We start from the raw sequence: 19,929 nt of genomic DNA on the forward strand, positions 1-19,929 counted from the left end.
ATATGAAGCCAAGAGCCAAATACCCAAGCCAGCAGCGAGCCGCTAGCAGCCAGGAGCTTTATTCATGTCCCACACCATTGACCATCTCGGCATCGCGGTAAAGTCGCTGGCCCAGGCGCGCAAATTTTATGAGCAGTTGGGGATGCAAGTGGGCGGCGAAGAAGTGGTGGCGCACGAGAAAGTAAAAGTCGCCATGGTGGCGCTGGGAGAGAGCCGCATTGAGCTGCTGGAGCCGACGGGCCCGGATTCGGTGATCGCCAAATTTCTGGAAAAGCGCGGCGAAGGCCTGCACCACGTGGCGCTCCACGTCCCCGACTTGAAGCAAGCGGTGGCCACGCTCAAGGCCACGGGCGCGCGGCTGATCTCCGACGAAATCAAGACCGGCGCCGGCGGGCACCAGTATGTTTTTGTGCATCCTTCCAGCACGGGCGGAGTGCTGTTGGAGTTGGTGCAAGGATAAACAACGGAAACACAACTTTTTAACCACAAAGGACACGAAGGTTCACGAAGTTGTTTTTTGATTCGTCCCTTAGTGGTCCTTCGTGTCCTTTGTGGTTTCTTGTCTTTTGTGATTTCGGAAAAATGCTCTTACTCGGCATAGACACAACCGGAAAATCGGGCGGCGTGACGCTGGCGCAGGGCGATGAGCGCAGCTTCCGCGTGCTGGAGTCCGCGCCCATTGCCGGCGGCACGTTTTCCGCCCAGTTAGTGCCGACCGTCGCGGGCCTGCTGCGCAAGCACGGCTTCGCCGCCAAGAGCCTTGACGGGTTCGCCGTGGCTTCCGGGCCGGGATCGTTCACCGGATTGCGCGTCGGGCTGAGCGCAGCCAAGGGTTTGGCTGAAGCTTTGCAGAAGCCCATCGCCACGGTTTCTTTGTTGCACGCTCTGGCCAGCTTTTCGCAAACCCCAGGGCGCGTGGCTGCGGTCATGGACGCCAGCCGCAATGAAGTGTTCGTGGGCCTGTATGACGTGGACGTCAATGGAACAACCATCCACTTCATTCTGGAATCTTTGGACACGCAGGCGGAGATGCTGGAGCTATTGCAGTCTGACCCAACTCCCACAATCATCACCTGCGACGAATCGGTTGCGCGTGTGGTCTCTGCGATGCGGCCCGGCGGCGAAGTCAAGACGGAAGTCACACTCGTTCCCCGTCCTGACAGCGCGGTCATTGCCCGGCTTGGTTTACGCAAGCTGCTGGCCGGTGAAACGGTCACGGCGGAAGCGCTGGACGCTAACTATCTGCGCCGCTCGGACGCAGAGATTGTTCATCAGAAGAGCGTTCATCAGAACAAAGGCGGCAAGTGATGGTCGTATCTGGCGGTAGCGCAATGATCGGCGCTTTCAAAGCCCCTCGCGAATCATCACTCAAAGGTCGTCAGCCATGATTCGTGTGCGCGCCGCGGCGTGGTCTGATCTGGCCCAGGTGATGGCGATTGCTGGAGAATCCGCCAGCGCGTCAGACTGGCCGGCCAGCGAGTATGAAAAAGTCTTTGCCGCGGAAACGGGGCCAGACCGTTTGCTCCTGGTGGCCGAAGAAGACGGAGTGGAACAGAGCGGGAGTGTGCAAGGTTTTGTCATCGGGCGACAGGTCGCAGGGGAATGGGAGCTTGAAAACATTGCCGTTAGCGGTCCGGTCCGCAGGCGCGGCCTAGCGTCCTTGTTACTGGAGGAGTTTCTTCGCGTGGTGCACGCCTGGGGCGGTACAAATGTACACCTGGAAGTCCGCGAATCAAATCAGGCGGCGCGCTTACTCTATGAAAAAGCAGGCTTTGTGCAAGCGGGACGGCGGAAAGCGTATTATCGCCATCCGGATGAGGATGCCCTGGTTCTAAGATTTCTTTTTCCTTAAGACGCGATGAATTCCATTGAACCGGCCTTCCCGCTATGTTAACGTTCCGTGAAGATGAAGAATGCAGGAGGTTCTTCCGGATGGTAGATTCCGTTCGCGAACAGCTTCTTGCCAGCCACGATGAGTTTCGTAGGCTGGCGCATGAACACACTCAATATTCCCAGCGTCTCAGCTCCCTTACTGACAAGCGGTATCTCTCCGAAGACGAAAAGCTCGAGGAAGTCCGTCTGAAGAAGCTAAAGCTGCGTCTGAAAGACCAGATGCAAATGATCGAGCAGGAGCACCGGCGCGGGTCAACCCAGGTAGCTTAACCAAGGCTTTTTAGAGAATCCAACCTCGCCTCGCAGGCCATTCGTACCTGTCAGGTGAGGTTTGTGTTTTTGGACGAGCGCAGCCGACGCCCAGAAATTCAGCTGGCTGGAATCAGTCAGAGGGATGGGGTCGCCGAATAAGATGGGGTTGCGAAGAAAGGCTTTGAGCCAAAAAGCGAAGAGGGCACGGCTTCCGGGTCCGTGCCCTCATTCTTAAATTGCAGTCGACGGATGAACTTGCCTGTTGTCCTAGTAGAGTGGTTTCCCGCCGAAAAAATATAAGGATCCGCAAAAAATCTTCCAAAACCAGCTTGCGGCGGCTGCCGCAGCGATATAATCAGTTTGTTTTCAATAAGTTAACTTCAGTATCGGCAATCGCCGGCCCACCAGCCGACGAAGCAAGAACAACTTGAAATTCCCATATACGACGCAGTCGCTATAATCTCTGGGATGGTTCGCGACGGCATCTATTACGCGCTGGGCATGCTGGTGGTGGCCGCGTTCCTGTGCTGGCTCGGCGTTCCCTGGCTGGCCGGCCTTCCGCTGCTGCTGGCGGCGTTCTTTCTCTGGTTCTTTCGCGACCCCGAGCGTGTCATCCCCTCAGAAGCCGGGCTGATCGTCTCCCCCGCGGACGGCAAAGTCACCGACGTTTCCTCCACCCAACTCAGTGGCAATCCGGCCACGCGCATCAGTATTTTTCTCAACGTGTTTGACGTGCATGTAAACCGCTCTCCGGTTTCCGGCGTGATCAAAGACGTGGTGTATCGCAAGGGAAAATTCCTCAACGCCATGGACGCCACCTCCGCGGAAGCCAACGAGCAGACCATCATCACCGTCCAAGCCGAAAACATGACCGTGGTGTTCAAACAGATTGCCGGCTTGATCGCCCGGCGCATTGTGTTCAACCACAAAGCCGGCGACAGACTGCTTCGCGGCCAGCGCGTGGGCTTGATCAAATTCGGTTCGCGTACGGACGTCATTTTTCCCTCTCCCGCGGAACTGCGCGTGAAAATCGGCGATCGCGTCAAAGGCGGTTCTTCCGTCCTGGCGCGCGTTTCGGTGGCGCCGCCCGCCGGGCAACAGCCGCGGGAACACACGGGAGCGTTCCGATGAAAATGCCTCTCGGGCTGGATGAGCGCATTCCCGATTCACAAAAGCGCCGCATGCGCAAAGGCATGTACATTTTGCCGTCATTGTTCACGGCGGCAAACATGGGCGCGGGCTACTACGCGATTACCCAGACATTGCAAGGCACGCAAACGGACTTCCGCCATTTTGATCTGGCAGCGCTGGCCATTGGCATTGCCGTGCTGGCTGACGGGCTTGACGGATTTGTCGCCCGCTTGACCGGCACCACCAGTAATTTTGGCCGCGAACTTGATTCGCTCGCCGACGTGATCACCTTTGGCGTTGCGCCCGCCCTGCTGGCATATTTTTGGGGCTTCAGGGTGCTGGAGCCTTCTGATTTTGGCACCTTCAACCTCATAGACCGGATCGGACACCTGGGCCTGGTGGTCACGTTTATCTTTCTTGTGGCCGGGGCCAGCCGGCTGGCGCGCTTCAACATTCAGTTGAACCCTCAGCCTTCCAATCCGGGTCGCCCGGACAGAAAGTATTTTGTCGGCATGCCCATTCCCGCGGGCGCCGGCGTGGTGGCCGCTACCGTCCACATGGTGTTGGGGCATCCCATCACTTTCTGGTGGCTCTCCTGCATCTGGTTGGCGCTCATCGCCATGGTGGCCTTTCTCATGGTGAGTACCTGGCGGTTCTACAGCCTGAAGGGCCTCAACCTGCGCGACCGGCATCCGTTTTGGGTGCTGGTTTGGATTTCCGCCATGATTTATCTCATATGGGCTTTGTCTCAGTACCTGTTGATCGCTCTGGCGATCGGCTATATGCTGAGCGGCGTGTTTACCCGGCTCTCCTACGCGTTCCGTCGCCGGCCCAAGCCGCCGGCTCCTACCAGCTACGAGGAAGCGCCTCAATCGCGATGAAAACAGACAACCAGAACCTGTACGTGGCGGCCATTGTCGGCGCGGCCACGCTGAAAGGCAAAGAGCTCAAGGACGTCCTGGAAGAGCGCAACTTCCCCGCCGTGGATGTCCGCTTGCTTGACGACGAATCTCTGGGACAGCTGGAGCGCGTGCAGGACGAAGTTGCCCTGGTGCAGCCGGTCACCCGCGACCAGCTCCGCGGCGTGGACTTCACCTTCTTCGCCGCCGACGAGAGCTTTACCCGCAAGCATTGGAAGCTGGCGCGCGAAGCCGGCAGCGCCATCGTGGACCTCTCGTACGCGCTGGAAGACCAGCCTGACGTCCCCGTCTGCGCCCCGTGGATTGAGCGCGAACTGGCGCAGCACACCAAGCTCAACTTGGACTCCAGTTCCATCGCCATCGCCCACCCTGCGGCCGTGGCCCTGGCCTTGCTGGTCTTGCGCGCGCGCAAGGCGGGAACCATCCGCAGAATCGCGGCCACCATTTTCGAGCCGGTTTCCGAACTAGGGCGCAAGGGTATGGACGAGCTCCACGAACAGACGGTCAACCTTCTCTCCTTTCAGCAAATGCCCACCGCGGTCTTTGACACTCAAGTGGCGTTCAACATGATTGGCCGCTACGGCCAAACGTCAGAGCAATCGCTGGAAGCCACCGAGCGGCGCATCGGCAGCCATTTGCGACGGCTGCTGCCGGAGAGCGTCCCCGTGCCTGCCCTGATGCTGCTGCAGGCGCCGGTGTTCCACGCGCACACCTTTTCTGTTTACATTGAGCTGGAGCAAAGCATCTCCGCCGGGGACTTTGGGCACGCCATGGCCGGCGAGCACGTGGTGATGGCGCGGTCGCCGGAAGATGCGCCCAGCAACGTGAACGTGGCCGGCAAAGACGAAATCCTGCTGGCGGTGCGGCGTGACGTGATCCACGAAAACGGCTTCTGGCTGTGGGCCGCCGTGGACAACCTCCGCCTGGCCGCTCTGACCGCCGTGGATTGCGCCACCGCCCTGGCCGCGGTGCGTCCGCATGGGAAGGTGCAGTGAAAAGATTTTTTGCATCATGCCTTCTTAAACTCAATTTCGCCGCGCTGGCGATTGCCGTTCTCGCTTTCGCCGGCTGCGGCTACCACACTGCGGGCCGCACCGCCCATCTGCCTGACAACCTGCATGTGCTGGCTGTCCCGGTCTTTGTAAACCAGACGCAGACTTACCGCATCGAACAACTTCTTTCCCGCCAGGTGGTCCGCGAGTTCGTGGGACGCACCCGCTACCGCGTGGTCCCCACTGCTGACGATTCCGCTGACGCGATTCTCAAAGGCACCGTGCTCACCGCCGTGGCCGCGCCCCTGACCTATGACGCCCACACCGGACGCATCTCCAGCGCCGTGGTTACCGTCACCATCCGCATCACGCTGACCAATCGCGCCGGGCGCGTGCTCTTTGAGAACCAGAACTACACCTTCCGCGAGCAGTACCAGGTCTCGCGCGAGGTGACCAGCTTCTTTGAAGAAGAGACGCCCGCGCTGGAACGCATGTCGCACGACTTCGCCCGCACCCTGGTCAGTGACGTCCTGGAGGCCTTCTGATGCCCGGCCTGCCACCCCAACACGCGAAAACCGCGCGCGCCGGGGGCCCCGGCCTGCCGCGCAGCTTTGCGCCGTCAGAAAAGTTCGTCTCTGAAGTTGCCGGACGCAAGCTCCGTCCCGCGTACGTTTTCGTCGGCGACGAAGTTTTCTTCCGCGACCGCTGCCGCCAGGCGCTGCTCGAACACCTCGTTCCCCCGGACCTGCGCGACTTCAGCCTGCACGATCTTGATCTCGCGCAAGCCAGCGTGGCGGAGGTGCTGGACCGCGCGCGCACGCCTTCGCTGATGGCGCCGTTTCAGGTGTTCTTCATCCGCGGCGTCAAGAACCTTTACGGCCGCGGCTCGCACGCGGAAGAATTCGCCGCCATTGAAGCCTACGTGAAAGATCCCAACCCGGATGCCGTGCTCATCTTCATCGCTGACCATCTCAGCATTCCCGCCGACGTCCGCCGCATGGACTTTCAGGACAAAGAGCGTTTTGACCGCATCCGCGAAACCCTGGGCGAATTCTGCGGCATCGTCGAGCTGGCCCGCGTGGAAGAATCCGACGGCATGCGCTGGATCATCGAACACGCTCAGAGAGAAGCCGTGAAGGTTGACCCTGACGCCGCCCGCGAACTCATGGACTCCCTCGGCGCGGACATGATGCTGGTCAGCCGCGAACTGGAAAAACTCACGCTCTACGTGGGCGAGAAAAAGCACATCACCTTGGGCGACGTGGAGACCATGGTGCTCGCCGCCAAACAGCGCTCGCTCTACGAACTTACTGACGCCATCTCCGCCAAGGACAAGCCGCGCGCGCTCAGCGTGCTGGACGCGCTGCTCTCCAGCGGTGAAGGCGACGACGCGGCCATCGGCCACCTTTACATGCTGGCCCGCACCTTCCGCCAGATGCTGGTGATCGTGGAAAAGAACGTGCGCGACTCGCGCGCCATCTGGCAGGCGCTGTGGCAGGGCTTCCGCGTGCCGCCGTTTGCCGCCGAAGACGTCATCCGCCAGGCCCGGCGCTATAAGTCCCGCCGCGAACTCACCCGGACTTTGAAGCTCGTGGCCCGCGCCGATCTGGCGCTGCGCTCGAATCCTCCAAGCAAGCGCCTGGTGCTGGAGCAGTTGGTGATCCAACTGGCCGAAGAGCCGAGAGTGACGGCGACGGAGTGGCAGCAGGAAGAGCTGCCGGTCTGAGCTTCCACCACGGAGGCACGGAGGAGGCTTTTTTCTGAAATCCCGAAGCGGAGCGAGGGACCCCGTATGGTAAACGACCATCCCAGGGTTTAACGATACAACGCGCTAGATCCGATTCGGCGTGAACTTGAGCAATACCCGTGGACCGCAGAACCTGCCGTCAAAGCCGGGAACGCAGCAAACGCTCTAGCCAGTAAACGGAGCCAGGGTCAAGTTTGGATGTAGACGTTCTTCCGTACATAGCGCTTTGAAATTCCCATTCCTCCGCATCCGTCAAGGCACGCATAATCCCGTCCTCAACGCCCACCACGTAACCGCCGGCCCACGCAATGCAGGCTACGGCTGAAGTTACCGTCTGGTGTTGATGAATGCACGCGAAAACGATTCTGTCGTCGGCGTCGACAGCTAGGTAGTAGGTGAAGCTCATTTTCGTTCCAGCCTCATTCCCAAGGGGACTGCGAATGCTGACAGTCCTAAGACGTTGATACTGCGAAGAACCTGGGATGACAACATGACGGTCGTACTCTCAGGCATGGCCTTTGGTAACCCGCCGGAGCCCTACCTGTCCCAACCGAAGACCGCATGCCGATGTACCTGAAACTGCGTCATTTACAATGGTCCGAAAAAGACAGGGAGCAATCATGGCCGCCGCACCCGATGCCAACTCGTCAGAAACCTTCAGCGCCAGCCGGTGGACGAAGGGCAATTTCTTCTTCCCCACCCGCATCGCCGTGGGTCCGGAGCGCGTCTTGCGCATCAAGCCCAGGTTCTTTGGCAGCACTGAGGAAAGCATCCCCATGGCCAAGGTGGCGTCCGTGCAGATCAGCACCGGGATGATTTGGTCGGACATTCGAATTGATTCGTCCGGCGGCGCCAACCCGATCCTGAGCCACGGCCATTCCAAGGGCGATGCCGAACGGATTCGCCAGCTGATTGAGCATTACCAGCAGAGTGCCGGAAAAGCGTAAAGCGTGGGGAAAACATCGTGAAGCACCGTAGGGTGCGAAAGAGCCTAGCCCAGGTGCGTGAGCCCTGGGTAACGGTAAGCAAAGTAAAGAATCCTTCCACTCTGCCGAAGGCTGGCGCGCAGCACAGCGAAGCGCGAACAATATTTGATTTTTGACGCATCACCGGGTAGATATATCTGTATGCTAGGCAAAAGTACAGGGCCAGAGTACAAGATCAATGAACAATGCATTATTGGGATGCCGTCATGCGGCTATGGTTTCGGGAGCGCACGAATGTGTTTTCTTGCGAGACCTGCCGACGGCGAGTTTCAACTTGAAGAAGACATACTTCGGCAACTTCTGAAAGAACGGAATTACGACTGCTATGTGGCGTTGCAGCGCATCGATCCTGGTAATTTCGCTTTTTGTACAAAGATTTGCTCGAAGATCATCACTTCGCATTTCACTATCGTCCTGCTGAACAACTCCGTCCATGCGGAAAGCCCGGGAATCAAAATCCCCAATCCTAATGTCCACTTCGAATACGGGATGATGCTAAGCTTCCACAAACATGTAATACCTATGCAACGGCAAAGCGAGAAGCTGGCGTTCAACATTTATCCACTCGACACAATTAAATACAAGCCGGAAAACTTTAAAGACAAAGCGGAAGTCGCAATCGACGATGCAATCCTCCGCTTCAAGGTCCATGAGCCCACTGGGGGCCAGATGGGAATCCCTGACGCTGACGTGGTCAAGTATATGGGCCTGAGGGGCTTGCGGCTCAGCGATATGACTGCTAATGATGTTAGGGCAGTATTTAGTCTCGGTGCGGTTCATCAGTTCAATCTGTTCGATAGTTCGGACGAGGTGGTATTTTTCGGCCGTTTTCAGGATGAGAAATCCACGGAAATTGTCATGCGAGTCAGATTGCTTCTAAACAACATCACCGAGGCCTACAAGAAAGTACAGCGGACAGCACTAACGAATCCGCAAGACGCAGCACCGGCCTTAATGATTCTCGACCACGTCAGGATAGAAATCTTGGTTCCTGAGAGCGCCGACTTGGCAAAGATGGCCGCCAAGATTGAACAATTCCAGTCTCCACTGAAAAGGACAGCTGTTTTCCTTCGCCGACCGTCTGAAATCGAGGCGGAGGTGAAGTCGCAATATAAGAGTATGGAGTTGTGATTAGCCGGGTGCTCCGCCTATCCCGCACGATGAGCGTAGGTGGAAATCGACATTACATTTCCCCTGGCTGGGTGGCCCACCTTCCCTCACGCGATACAAGTGTCAAGGCACGAACCGTGGCCGGAATAACATCTCACCCAGCCCCGCAAGGGGCGGAATGAGTTAGCCCAGGGCGGAAGCCCCGGGTAAGCGTGTTTCGAGATTCGAGCGCCGTAGGTGCGGCACAAGAAATTCTTCGCGCTCAATCAGCAGGCGTTCGCGCGGGCTGTTGCGCGACTTGCAGGGCAAGAGTGACAAATGAGTGTCGCCACCTACGGGGCTTGTCTTTTTTTCTCGCTTACCCAGGCCTTCCCCACCCCAGCAAGCCAAAACCGGGCTCGCTGGGGGCCCGGTCCGGCCTGGGCTAGGCTGTTTCGCGCCTGATTGGCGCTCGCGCACAGTTGTGCAAAGGGCTTGTTGGCTCACGAGAGGCTGCCTAGTGGCCTGCGGCGGTTAGTCTTAGTTTGTTAAGGCGAACAAAGTACGGTATAATGACTAGATTTTCACAAACGCCAAAATGGCGACCGGGGGCGATGGCGTCCGGAAACGATCTTTGAAAATTAGCACTCGGCAATTAGCCGTCAGCAGTCAGCCAAAGCCTAAAGCCCGAAAAACCCGACTCACCGCAGAGGACGCAGAGGTCGCGGAGAATCAATAAGTTAGAAGAAAATTTACTGGTTGGTAAACAGTTGGGTGACCGTTGGGTCGAATGGAAGAACTCCCTTTGTTTGCAACAAACAGACAGAGGGAGGGGTGGGGTGGGTGGTAACTGGGTGGTGATTGAAGTTTGAGTTAACGGTGGCCCGGATTCAATCGGAACCTGTGGAGCTGGGCTGGCCCACTGGGATGAATTGTGTAAAGCTTTTAGAATCCTAGTTGAAGGTAGGGAGTACCAATCGCCGGGATCGCCGACATCGCGCGTGATCGCCGGGATCGGGAAGACCTAACCATCATCGCCGTGGGCGAGCGATGCCACACGGGTATCGCACTGGGACGAATCGTGTAAGTCGTTTAGACCTTGGGATGAACAGGGAGGGGCAGGGAGGAAAACTCCGCAGGCGAGGGCGCCTGCGCTCCACCAGAAAAAAGAACCCGCCCTTCGCCGGGATCGGGAAAACCTAACCATCGTCGCCGAGGGCGAGTCCACCCGGCGGCTGTGCCACACGGGTATGGGTTGGGATGCGGCGCGTAAGTCCTTTAAACATTGGGATGACCCATGGGGGGTGGGTGAGAGCTCCTTCGACTCCCCTTCCACAAGCGTCAGGGTCGCTCAGGATTTCGCCTGCGGACTCCCGCTTCGCTCACGCCCGCAAAGCGGCTCAACTTTAGACCTTGGGATGAACAGGGAGGGGTAGGTAGCCAAACTATTTTTGCAACCCTTTGCTTTAGCCTGCGTTCTAGACTCTGACGGTGTGCCTGCTGCTTTGTTAGATTAAGCTTATTTCCGATACAAACCTGATAGGCTCGGTCAATCGCATGAAATTGCTCATTGTGGTCGCGCTACTGGCAGCATCAGCCGCTGGCCAGAATTCTTCGTCACCCGTGCAAACCGACAGTAAAGCTCCTTCGCTGGCCGTCAGCTACGCCGGTGAGAATAACGGCCGCTACCGCTTCCGCGTAGCCGACACTTCCAGCCATGCAGTCACGGCGTTTGCCCTGCGCCTGGTTCCCAGCGGTGTTCCCATGGTTGACGGCGACTATGCCTGCGGCGGCCAGTGCGGCCGGAGCATTGTCCTGGGAAACAAGGCCAAACCGGCCATCAGGAGCGGATCAGCCGGACTCAGGAGCTTTGCCATCGCCAGCGTCAACGGCGGAGCGGTGGTGGCTGAGGCCGCCATCTTTGATGACGGCTCGTATGAAGGGGAAGACCGTGCCGCGGCCTTTCTGTTGGCTAACCAGATCGCCAACCAGGTGGAGTTTGATCGCCTGAATTCAGCCTTGACCATCGCCATGACAAGCGCCAGGGGCGACGCGCAAAAGACCGCGCAGTTGCGCATGAAGCTGGGCCAAGTTTCCGTGAACTTGACTCCGGACATGCTGCGCACTCTTCGGCTCTGGTTCCCCGCTTTGGCCAGCTGCAACCAGTACGCGCGCGCCATGAAGCACGCAGCCGTCCGCGAGAAGCAACTTGTCGTGCAGAGCATGGACCAGTTCGCGCATAACACCTCTCCCACAAGACCTTCGCTACTAGTCTGGCGGGAGCGGATCCGGCAACGGTTGGCGGCATACGGTTGCACCGGCTGCGGAGCCGAGAATCCCAAGCCCCGGACGGCCGCCCAACCTGCGTCCATGGGATGCCCTGACAGCAGTCCGGTGACAAGTGACACCGCGTCTCTTGCTGACGACGCCGCCGGCGCGGAAAGCGACTTGACCGACGTTGCCGATGCCGCCGAACTCGAAGCCGAGCTTGACGCCCAGGATATGGAAGCCATGGAAGTCATGGAAGCTGTGGACGCTGTGGACGACACTCTGCCTGCAGAGCCCGCGCCCGCCGGCGCAACCGCGGATGCGCCTGCCTCCAGCGCGCCAGCTCCGGCAGCGGCTGTGGATGCACCGCCGCCCAACACGCGCGCTCTCGCCCCGGAGTTTCCGCCCGGTATACCTTTTCATCTTGGACCTGACGGGAAGAGAATGTTGTGGCGGTACAACTATCACGGCATGCCTGTGCCGGATTCCCTGGTCTATCAAGCGTGGTTCCGGGACATCGGCATGTTCGCGGACCTGGCGTTCCATAAAGTTGTGGTCTGGGACGATGGCAAGTGGATGGATTTTGACAAAAGTGATCCTCCGGCGGGCGGCCTCAGTGAGAACGAAGTCGAAATCGTCAAGCGCGTCTCGTCAGACTGCAACCAGCAGGCGGCCCTGGTCCACCAGAAAATCGATTCTCTGTTTCGCACCAAAGCCGAAGGTCTGCCCGGCGGCTGGGGAGCCTACGCGCCGCCGGTGCCTGGCTACCGCGAGCTGCGCGAAAAAGAGCGTGCAACGTTCAGCGCCTGCGTCACCCGGTTGCGCGCGCAGCTGAGCGCCGCGTCTTTCGCCAAAGTCGCCGGATTCGTCCTCAGCGTTTATCAGGCAACACCGGGAAAAATCGTACCGGTTCCCCCATCTGACGACGATATCTACATCCGCTTCTTCACCTACGTAGCATGGCTCAACGAGCCGGGCCTCAAGAACTCCGCGGGCGGGGAGCGCGAAACAGCCCTGCGCCGGGAAGAAATGCGGGCCGCCGGGATTGGAGACCATGAGTGGGAACTGCTGGTAAGAATTGCAGCCGATTATCGTCCGCCGCACCTGGATCAATTCGCCGCAGTTCCGGCAGGCGGGGCTCTCGGAATGTTCCCCATGCCCGCGCCGGGTCCAGCGCAACCGGCGTCGCCTGCGGTCCCTGTTTCGCAAGCAGCCAACCCGGGGCTTCCGATTGGCGCCCTGCAACCGGCGTCTCCGCAACCGATGTGCGGGCAAGCCAACTGTACACCTGTCGCGGTTGATCCCAGCTCGGCGGCGCTTCAGCAGAGAGCGGACCAGGCCAGCCTCAATCTGATTTCCCACATCGCCCAACTGCAGGCTTCCATGGGAGATTCCGCATTCCACAAACTTGATGCGTACCTCCACAAGCTGTACGCGCCTGCGGTACGGGAGAGATTTGTCGCGCTCACCGAGCCGTCTGGGCCGAAGAAAGAAGCGGCACAGACGGGAAAAAACTGATTGCTAAATCAAAAAGCACGGCCTCGCCGGGCTTTCCTTACCAGATCCTTACTCTGTCGTCCGGCGCGAGATACAGTCTCTCTCCTGGCTTCACCTCGAACGCTTGGTACCAGGCATCAATGTTGCGCACCGTGGACGCGCGGTACTGGCCCGGCGAGTGGACGTCGGTCATCACTTGCCGCCGCAGCGCGGCTTCGCGCGCCTTGGAACCCCAATTCTGGCCAAACGCGATGAAGAACTGCTGGTCGCCCGAAAGATCATCCTGCTTGGGCGCCGGCTTGCCGTTGAGCGACGCGCGATAGCCGTCAAAGGCCGCGGAGACGCCCGCCACGTCGGCAATGTTCTCTCCCAGCGTTTGCTTGCCGTTCAGCGCCAGGTCCGGGAAAGGCTTGTAGCCGTCATACTGCACGGCCAGCTTCGCTGTGGCGGCTTCAAAGTGGTCCAGGTCTTCCTTGGTCCACCAGTTGCGGACCTTGCCCTGCGCGTCAAACGCGGCGCCTTCACTATCGAACGTGTGGCTGATTTCGTGCCCAATCACCGTCCCGATCGCGCCGTAGTTCAGCGCCGCGGGCGCCAGAGGATCAAAGAACGGCGGCTGCAGGATCGCGGCCGGGAAATTCAAGGCATTTTGCAGCGGAAGATTCACGGCGTTCACCGTTTGCGGCGACATGGACCACTCCTTGCGGTCCACCTTGCCGCCCAGTCGCGCCACCTGCCGGTGATACTCAAACACTCCGGCCCGCCACTGGTTTCCGAAGATGTCGCCCGCCTTCACCTCATATCCGGAGTAGTCATGCCAGCTCTCCGGATACCCGATGCCCACGTACAACGTGCTCAGCTTGGCCTGGGCCTCTGCCTTGGTGGCCGGGGCCATCCATGTGAGACCATCAATGCGTTTGCGGAAGGAGGCAATAATATTGGCCACCATCTCTTGCGCCTGGGCCTTGGCTTCAGGAGAGAAGTAGCGCTCGGCATAGATCTTTCCCACCGCATCCGGCACATAGCGGTTCACCACGTTCACGCCGCGTTCCCAGCGCGGCGCCTCCTGGGACACGCCGAACAGGACCTTGCCGAAGAAGCCAAAGTTCTCTTCGGTAAAGGCCTTGGGAAGCACCGGCGCGTACTCTTCAATCAGGTGATACGCCATCCAGTCTTTCCAGGAGTTCAGGGGCGTGGAGGCCACCAGCGCGGACTCGCCCGTGAACGCCGACGGCTGCCAGACGATGAACTCCGCCTGCTTGCTCAGCCCGGCGCCGCGGAAGTATTCCGCCCAGTCCAGTCCCGGCGCTTTCGCGGCGAAATCAGCGCGCTTCCACGGATTGTTCGCTTTGTGGATGTCGTTGTTGTCGGCCAGGCTCCAATGCTTCTCGGCGATGGCGTGCTCCAATTCCACAATGCCCTTGGCGCGGGCGTCGGTGTCAGTGAAGCCGGCGAGCTTGAGCAGAGCGGAAATGTGCGCCACATATTTTTCTCTGACGTCCTTCATGCGCTGGCTGTCAGAAAGGTAGTACTCGCGGTCCGGCAGCTCCAGGCCGCCCTGCATCAGATACGCCGCGTAGTGGTCCGGCTCATTGAAGCCGCCCGCGGTCCACAACCCAAACAGGTTGGCCGTATGGAAGTTGGTGTTGTTCAGCGCGTCCACATCGGCGCGCATGCTCTCACCCAGCGCGTGGGCCAGTTGCTTCTTGTTGCGGATGGCCTGGATCGCGTCCAGATGCGGCTTCAATGGCGCAACACCTGTGGCCTCAATGCCCGCCTCGTCCATATACGAGTTGTAGAGATCGGCGATCTGGCGCGAGCTGGAACCTGCCGCCGCCTTGGACTTTGCCGCTTCTTCAATAATGCCTGCCGTGCGCTTGTTGGTCAGCTCGGCCAGCTTGGTGAACATGCCCACGCGCGAGCGGTCAGCAGGAATCTCCGTGCGCTTGAGCCATCCGCCGTTGGCGTAGTTGTAAAAATCGTCGCCCGGCCGGACGGAAAGGTCCATGTTCGTCACGGACACGCCGTGCACGTCTTCCGTCACGGCGACATCGTGCGAACGTTCCGTCACGGCGAGAACGCGCGCGCGTTCCGTCAGCGCTTGGCCGTGCGCGTGTTGCAAAGCCAGGGCAGGGACAAAGAAGGCCAGCGCAACCAGTCGCCACGCTGCGCGCGCAACCACTAAATTTCTGAATGTAATTTTCATGGATAGTCGCTCCGATTAGGTCTTGAGCTAAGGACGGACACGGGAACAGAAGGGTAGCATAAACGCGCGGCGATGATCGACGCGCCTTTCGGTTTTTCGGTTTCTCAGCAAGGTTTGGATTCCATACTGCATGCTCCTCGCACCAGGAACCGCGCAACCTCTTCCCAAAGCAAAAAGCCCGGCTTTCACCGGGCTTCTTCTAAAAGCTAATCGCCAGCAGCTAGAAGCTGCTTGCTACTTCACTGCCACCATGCGCGCGTTCAACCGCGACTTATACCGCGACGCGGCATTCTTGTGGATCAGGCCCTTTTTCACCGCCTTGTCAATCATGGAGACGGTGCCCGCGAACGCGGCTTTGGCGTCGGCGGCTTTGCCCGTGGCCAGGGTCTCGCGGAACTTGCGCAACGCGGTGCGCAGTTGCGAGGTGTTGGCGCGGTTGCGCGCGGTGCGTTTTACGGTCTGGCGGGCGCGCTTAAGCGCTGAAAAATGGTCTGCCATGGGCTGCTTGGTGTCCTCTTGAATGGATTTCAGCGGGTGCTGAAGGACTTATTTTACTTGGATTTAGCGCCTTCGGTCAAATGGCGAGCATCTACCGGCTAGCCTTGCAAGGTTCTCAAATGTTGGGATGGACAGGTAGCAGCGAGAGATCCTTCGACTCCACTTCGGCAAGAGCCTCAGTGTCGCTCAGGATTTCACCTGTCGGCTCCCGCTTACGCTCACGCCGCCATAGCGGCTCAACTTTCACCGAACACCAGTTGACTTGCGCCATCGAACGGGATTACGCTCACCTTGAATGGCATTGCCTCCACGGCCGGTGGAACAAAACGCAGGCCAAACGCAGGGCCTCTCCAAACACAATACAAATCCTATGCTCTCAGCTTGCGCTGAGGGCCGGAATGCTGTGCGCACAAAAGAAAGCAACGGAGTAAAGAAGAAGTCTGAATGAAGAAGAATATTGACATTGTTCCGAACATCCAAAAGCTCTTCGGGACCCGCGATGAGAACCTGCAGATCATGGAAGACGGCCTGGGCGTGGCCATTGATCTCAAGCCGGACTCCGTGCTGATCGAAGGCGCGCCGCGTGACGTGGCCCGCGCCGAGCAGATCTTCACTGACTTCGACTACCTGCATCGCGCCGGCCAGGACATGAGCCCCGGTGACCTCAACTCCATGCTCCGCGTGGTGGCGGAAGACGTGTCCGCGACGCTGCGCGGTCTCGCCGAAGCCGGCAAGCAGCGCCAGTTCGGCAAGCGCCAGGTACAGCCCAAGAGCATGAACCAGCGCCGCTACATTGACGCCATCGAAAAATACGACATGGTGTTCGGCATTGGTCCCGCCGGGACGGGCAAGACGTACCTGGCCGTGGCCATGGCGGTTTCCGCGCTGAACAACAAGAAGGTCGCCCGCATCATCCTGGCGCGTCCGGCGGTGGAAGCCGGTGAGCGTCTGGGGTTTCTCCCCGGAACCCTGCAGGAAAAAGTCGATCCCTACCTGCGTCCTCTGTACGACGCGCTCTACGACCTGATGGACCCGGAGAAAGTGGACCGCTTCCTGGAGAAGAACGTCATCGAGATCGCGCCCATCGCTTTCATGCGCGGGCGCACGCTCAACGACTCCTTCATCATCCTGGACGAAGCGCAGAACACAACTTCCGAGCAGATGAAGATGTTTGTGACCCGCATGGGATTCAACTCCAAAGCGGTCATCACCGGCGACGTCACGCAGATTGATTTGCCCAGCGCGCGCCGCAGCGGGCTGGTGGAAGCCGCTGAGGTGCTGAAGAACGTGGAAGGAATTTCTTTCAACTACTTCACGGAAGAAGACGTGGTGCGCCACCAGTTGGTGCAGCGCATCGTCCGCGCGTACGACGAACGGGCGCGCAACCAGCAGCTGTCGCTGGACATGCCGCGCGCCGTGGCTGAAGATCAGGAGCCGCAGGAACCGCCTCTGCAGCAGTAGGAATCTAGTAGAATCTTCTCGGGAGGGCGGTCAGAAGCCCTCCCGATTTGCTTTCTGAACCTGTGATGATTTTGTGATTGTTTTTGAAAAATCCGTGGCCGGCGTGAGCCAGCGGGCCTTGGCCCGTTTCGCCCGCGAAGCGCAGCGGCTCGCCCGCGTGCCGGGTGACGTGGCCGTGCTCATCTCTGGCAATCGCCGTCTGCGGGCTTTAAACCGCGGCTTTCGCCGCAAGGACAAGCCCACGGACGTGCTGAGCTTCCCGCAACGCAATGTTCGCGGCCTCGCCGGAGGCGACATCGCCATCTCCGCCGATATCGCCCGCGAAAATGCCGCGCGCTACGGTCACAAGACCGCCGACGAACTCAAGATCCTGGTCTTGCACGGCATGCTGCACCTGGCCGGCTACGACCATGAAACCGACAACGGCCGTATGGAAAAGACAGAAGCCCGCTTGCGCGCGCGATTGAAGCTGCCTGCTTCTCTGATTCAGCGGTCATTGTTTCAACGGTCTTTGATTCAACGCTCGCTCAGCGCCCGCAAGCTCGCCGCGCGCTCGTCAAAGCCACGCGCTCGCACGGCACGCTCTTCGGCAACTCGCGCGCCGCGTGTCCGGGCGAAAGCTTCATCTCCACGCAGAAGCAGGGGCCCGCGATGAGCATCCTGCTGGTTTACATCTCGATCCTTCTGCTCTGCGCCTTGCTGGTGCTGGTCTCATACGTGGACCGTCTGTACACCGAGTCCGGCAAATTCCTCTCGCGTGAGTTTCAGGAAAACATTGAAGCCTTTGACAAGTGGGTTGAGCCGCGCCTGCACTCGGCCAGCGGGCGCGCCGCATTGGCCTTCGCCATGCTCACCCAGCTCTGCACCGCGGCCATCGCGCTGCTGATCGCCTACCTGGTCTTTGTGGACCTCCGCTGGACCATCCCGGAGATCATCCAGGCGGCGGTGGGCATCATTCTGGTGGTAATCGTCTGCCACCGCCTGCTGCCCTTCGTCCTGTTCACCCGCACGCGCGGTGAATGGCTGGTGCGCTTCGCCCTGTTGCTCCAGTTGCTCATCTACATCATGCTGCCCTTCACCCTGGTGCTGGGCTTCGGGCTTTCCGTGGCCGCGCTGGCCGAACCGCATGAGCCCGAACAAGTGGAACATCCTTCCGAAGCGGTGGACGCCCTGATTGAAGCCGGGCAGGAAGAAGGCATCCTGCAGGAGAGTGACCGCCAGCTCATCCAATCCGTGGTCGAGTTTGGCGACAAGACCGTGCGCGAAGTCATGACCCCGCGTCCGGACATCGTTGCCGTTCCCGCCGACGCCACCATTGAAGAGCTCACCACGCTGCTGCGCCAGAAACCCCACTCCCGCGTTCCCGTGTACGTGGACAACATTGATCAGATCCAGGGCATGGCGCTTTCCCATGACATCATCCAGATTGCCGACACCGAAGCCAAGACCTCGCTGGTGAAACATATGATGCGTCCCGTGCTGTTTGTGCCGGAAACCAAAAAGACCTCCGCCCTGCTGCGCGAGATGCAGAAAGAAAACATCCACATGGCCATTGTGATTGACGAATACGGTGGCGTCGCCGGCCTGGCCACGCTGGAAGACCTCGTCGAAGAAATCGTCGGCGAGATTCGCGACGAACATGAAGATTCCAATGACGTGGTCCGCGAAGGCGAGAGCGCCTATGTCATCAAAGGCACCGTGGACGTGGGACGCCTCGAAGACCTCTTCGACCTGCGCCTGGAGCCGCGCGACACCACCACCGTCGGAGGCCTGGTCAGCGCGATGGTTGGCCGCATTCCCCAGCCGGGCGAGGTCATCGAAGAGGAAGCCCTGCGTTTTGAAATCCTGGAATCCACTGACCGCAAAGTGGATAAAGTCCGCGTCAGCCGCGCCCAACCGGGTCCGCAGCCGGCTCAGGCGGCGGTCTAATGGCCTTTCACTCCGGATTTGTCTCCATCATCGGCCGGCCCAACGCCGGCAAAAGCACGTTGCTCAATGCTCTGGTCGGCGAGAAAGTGGCCATCGTCACGGAGAAGCCGCAGACCACGCGCACCCGCATACAGGGCATGGTGAATGTGAAAGCCCAAAAAGGCCGCGAGGCGGGACAAATCATCTTCATTGATACGCCCGGAGTGCATCGCCCGGACAGCCGTCTCAACCGCAAGATGATGTCAGAGATTCACGCCGCGCTGGAAAGCCGCGACATTATTCTGCTCATCGTTGATGTGACAACCGCTGACGCCGCCGGCAAGGTCGGCCTCGCCGACCAGCACGTCCTCGACCTCGTCAAGCGCTCCGGCGGCCCGGTCTTTCTGCTGCTCAACAAAATTGACCGTTTGCAGAAAGACAAACTGCTGCCGATCATCGAGCATTACAGCAAGCTGCATGACTTTCAGGAGATTATTCCCATCTCCGCCATGAAGGGCGTTGGCCTGGATGTCCTGACCGACAAAGTCATCCGCGCGCTGCCCGTCGGCCCGCGCTATTTTCCGCAAGACCAGTTTACGGACCAACCGGAGCGCGTCATCGCCGGCGAGATCATCCGCGAGAAAGTCCTGATCAAGACCGCCAAGGAACTTCCTTACGCCACCGCCGTAGTGGTTGAGCGATACGAGGACACGCCCAAGCTGACGCGCATCGCCGCCGCCATCTTCTGCGAACGCGATGGACAAAAAGCCATCCTGATCGGCAAAGGCGGCCAGAAGCTGAAAGAGATAGGCACGGCCGCGCGCATGGAACTGGAAAATCTGCTCGGCAAGAAAGTCTACCTGGAACTGTTCGTCAAGGTAAAAGCCGGCTGGCGGGAGTCAGCGTCGTTTGTGGATGAGCTGGATTGGCGAAGGTAGGACAGCGTAAACCTACGTAGACGATGGTGTAAGTGATAGCAGAATCAAGCATTTACAGCGCCGAATACGGAGGCTCGTAAGACTGGTTTTGACCGTCAAGGCTTCGGACAATCGTGCTATCCTTTAAGAATGCGATCTGCTTT

18 protein-coding genes are annotated in these 19,929 nt (G+C 59.4%); 16 read left to right on the forward strand and 2 right to left on the reverse strand.

Annotated elements, in window-relative coordinates; genetic code table 11:
* Window positions 1-64: 64 nt before the first annotated feature.
* The 12 genes from mce to LAO20_02170 all read left to right on the forward strand — a co-directional run bounded on the left by mce (window position 65) and on the right by LAO20_02170 (window position 12,796).
* Complete coding sequence (gene mce, locus LAO20_02115; GenBank protein ID MBZ5530201.1) at window positions 65-460, forward strand: methylmalonyl-CoA epimerase; 396 nt, start codon at window positions 65-67, stop codon at window positions 458-460.
* 122 nt (window positions 461-582) lie between these two features.
* Window positions 583-1,308 carry a tRNA (adenosine(37)-N6)-threonylcarbamoyltransferase complex dimerization subunit type 1 TsaB gene (tsaB, locus tag LAO20_02120; protein ID MBZ5530202.1) on the forward strand — a complete coding sequence of 242 codons (726 nt, stop codon included), beginning with the start codon at window positions 583-585 and terminating at the stop codon, window positions 1,306-1,308.
* A 76-nt stretch (window positions 1,309-1,384) separates the two neighbouring features.
* On the forward strand, window positions 1,385-1,852 hold the full coding sequence (gene rimI / locus LAO20_02125; protein ID MBZ5530203.1) for a ribosomal protein S18-alanine N-acetyltransferase: 468 nt from the start codon (window positions 1,385-1,387) through the stop codon (window positions 1,850-1,852).
* Window positions 1,853-1,932: 80 nt separating this feature from the next.
* Window positions 1,933-2,163 (forward strand): DUF465 domain-containing protein, encoded by a 231-nt coding sequence (locus LAO20_02130; GenBank protein ID MBZ5530204.1) that lies wholly within the window; start codon window positions 1,933-1,935, stop codon window positions 2,161-2,163.
* Window positions 2,164-2,613: 450 nt separating this feature from the next.
* The gene (locus LAO20_02135; GenBank protein MBZ5530205.1) at window positions 2,614-3,276 is read left to right on the forward strand and encodes a phosphatidylserine decarboxylase family protein; all 663 of its coding nucleotides are present in this window, start codon (window positions 2,614-2,616) and stop codon (window positions 3,274-3,276) included.
* The gene (locus tag LAO20_02140) at window positions 3,273-4,157 is read left to right on the forward strand and encodes a phosphatidylcholine/phosphatidylserine synthase (protein MBZ5530206.1); all 885 of its coding nucleotides are present in this window, start codon (window positions 3,273-3,275) and stop codon (window positions 4,155-4,157) included. The genes LAO20_02135 and LAO20_02140 overlap by 4 nt, the downstream gene beginning before the upstream one ends.
* Window positions 4,154-5,191 carry a segregation protein B gene (locus tag LAO20_02145; protein ID MBZ5530207.1) on the forward strand — a complete coding sequence of 346 codons (1,038 nt, stop codon included), beginning with the start codon at window positions 4,154-4,156 and terminating at the stop codon, window positions 5,189-5,191. The genes LAO20_02140 and LAO20_02145 overlap by 4 nt, the downstream gene beginning before the upstream one ends.
* A complete protein-coding gene (locus tag LAO20_02150; GenBank protein ID MBZ5530208.1) occupies window positions 5,188-5,733 on the forward strand; it encodes a hypothetical protein in 546 nt (181 codons plus the stop codon). Before LAO20_02145 ends, LAO20_02150 begins: the two co-directional genes overlap by 4 nt.
* On the forward strand, window positions 5,733-6,914 hold the full coding sequence (gene holA / locus LAO20_02155) for a DNA polymerase III subunit delta (GenBank protein MBZ5530209.1): 1,182 nt from the start codon (window positions 5,733-5,735) through the stop codon (window positions 6,912-6,914). The genes LAO20_02150 and holA overlap by 1 nt, the downstream gene beginning before the upstream one ends.
* Before the next feature lie 641 nt (window positions 6,915-7,555).
* Window positions 7,556-7,882: a PH domain-containing protein gene (locus LAO20_02160; GenBank protein ID MBZ5530210.1), complete on the forward strand. Its 327-nt coding sequence runs from the start codon at window positions 7,556-7,558 to the stop codon at window positions 7,880-7,882.
* 273 nt (window positions 7,883-8,155) lie between these two features.
* Window positions 8,156-9,052, forward strand: a complete 897-nt coding sequence (locus LAO20_02165) for a hypothetical protein (GenBank protein MBZ5530211.1) — start codon at window positions 8,156-8,158, stop codon at window positions 9,050-9,052.
* A gap of 1,515 nt (window positions 9,053-10,567) precedes the next feature.
* Window positions 10,568-12,796 carry a hypothetical protein gene (locus tag LAO20_02170; protein ID MBZ5530212.1) on the forward strand — a complete coding sequence of 743 codons (2,229 nt, stop codon included), beginning with the start codon at window positions 10,568-10,570 and terminating at the stop codon, window positions 12,794-12,796.
* A 37-nt stretch (window positions 12,797-12,833) separates the two neighbouring features.
* On the opposite strand, the gene LAO20_02175 is transcribed toward LAO20_02170, so the two are convergent.
* The gene (locus LAO20_02175) at window positions 12,834-14,981 is read right to left on the reverse strand and encodes a M13 family metallopeptidase (protein ID MBZ5530213.1); all 2,148 of its coding nucleotides are present in this window, start codon (window positions 14,979-14,981) and stop codon (window positions 12,834-12,836) included.
* Window positions 14,982-15,215: 234 nt separating this feature from the next.
* Window positions 15,216-15,479 carry a 30S ribosomal protein S20 gene (gene rpsT / locus LAO20_02180; protein MBZ5530214.1) on the reverse strand — a complete coding sequence of 88 codons (264 nt, stop codon included), beginning with the start codon at window positions 15,477-15,479 and terminating at the stop codon, window positions 15,216-15,218.
* Between the two features lie 444 nt (window positions 15,480-15,923).
* On the opposite strand from rpsT, the gene LAO20_02185 reads away from it, so the two are divergent.
* The 4 genes from LAO20_02185 (at window position 15,924) to era (ending at window position 19,786) form a co-directional block, all read left to right on the forward strand.
* Window positions 15,924-16,940 carry a PhoH family protein gene (locus tag LAO20_02185; GenBank protein MBZ5530215.1) on the forward strand — a complete coding sequence of 339 codons (1,017 nt, stop codon included), beginning with the start codon at window positions 15,924-15,926 and terminating at the stop codon, window positions 16,938-16,940.
* Window positions 16,941-17,013: 73 nt separating this feature from the next.
* Window positions 17,014-17,595: an rRNA maturation RNase YbeY gene (gene ybeY / locus LAO20_02190; protein ID MBZ5530216.1), complete on the forward strand. Its 582-nt coding sequence runs from the start codon at window positions 17,014-17,016 to the stop codon at window positions 17,593-17,595.
* Window positions 17,592-18,869, forward strand: coding sequence for a hemolysin family protein (locus LAO20_02195; GenBank protein MBZ5530217.1), 1,278 nt, complete (start codon window positions 17,592-17,594; stop codon window positions 18,867-18,869). Before ybeY ends, LAO20_02195 begins: the two co-directional genes overlap by 4 nt.
* On the forward strand, window positions 18,869-19,786 hold the full coding sequence (gene era / locus LAO20_02200) for a GTPase Era (GenBank protein ID MBZ5530218.1): 918 nt from the start codon (window positions 18,869-18,871) through the stop codon (window positions 19,784-19,786). The genes LAO20_02195 and era overlap by 1 nt, the downstream gene beginning before the upstream one ends.
* Window positions 19,787-19,929 lie beyond the last annotated feature (143 nt).

The sequence above is a fragment of the Terriglobia bacterium genome, from assembly GCA_020072815.1.
Lineage (GTDB): Bacteria > Acidobacteriota > Terriglobia > Terriglobales > Acidobacteriaceae > Angelobacter.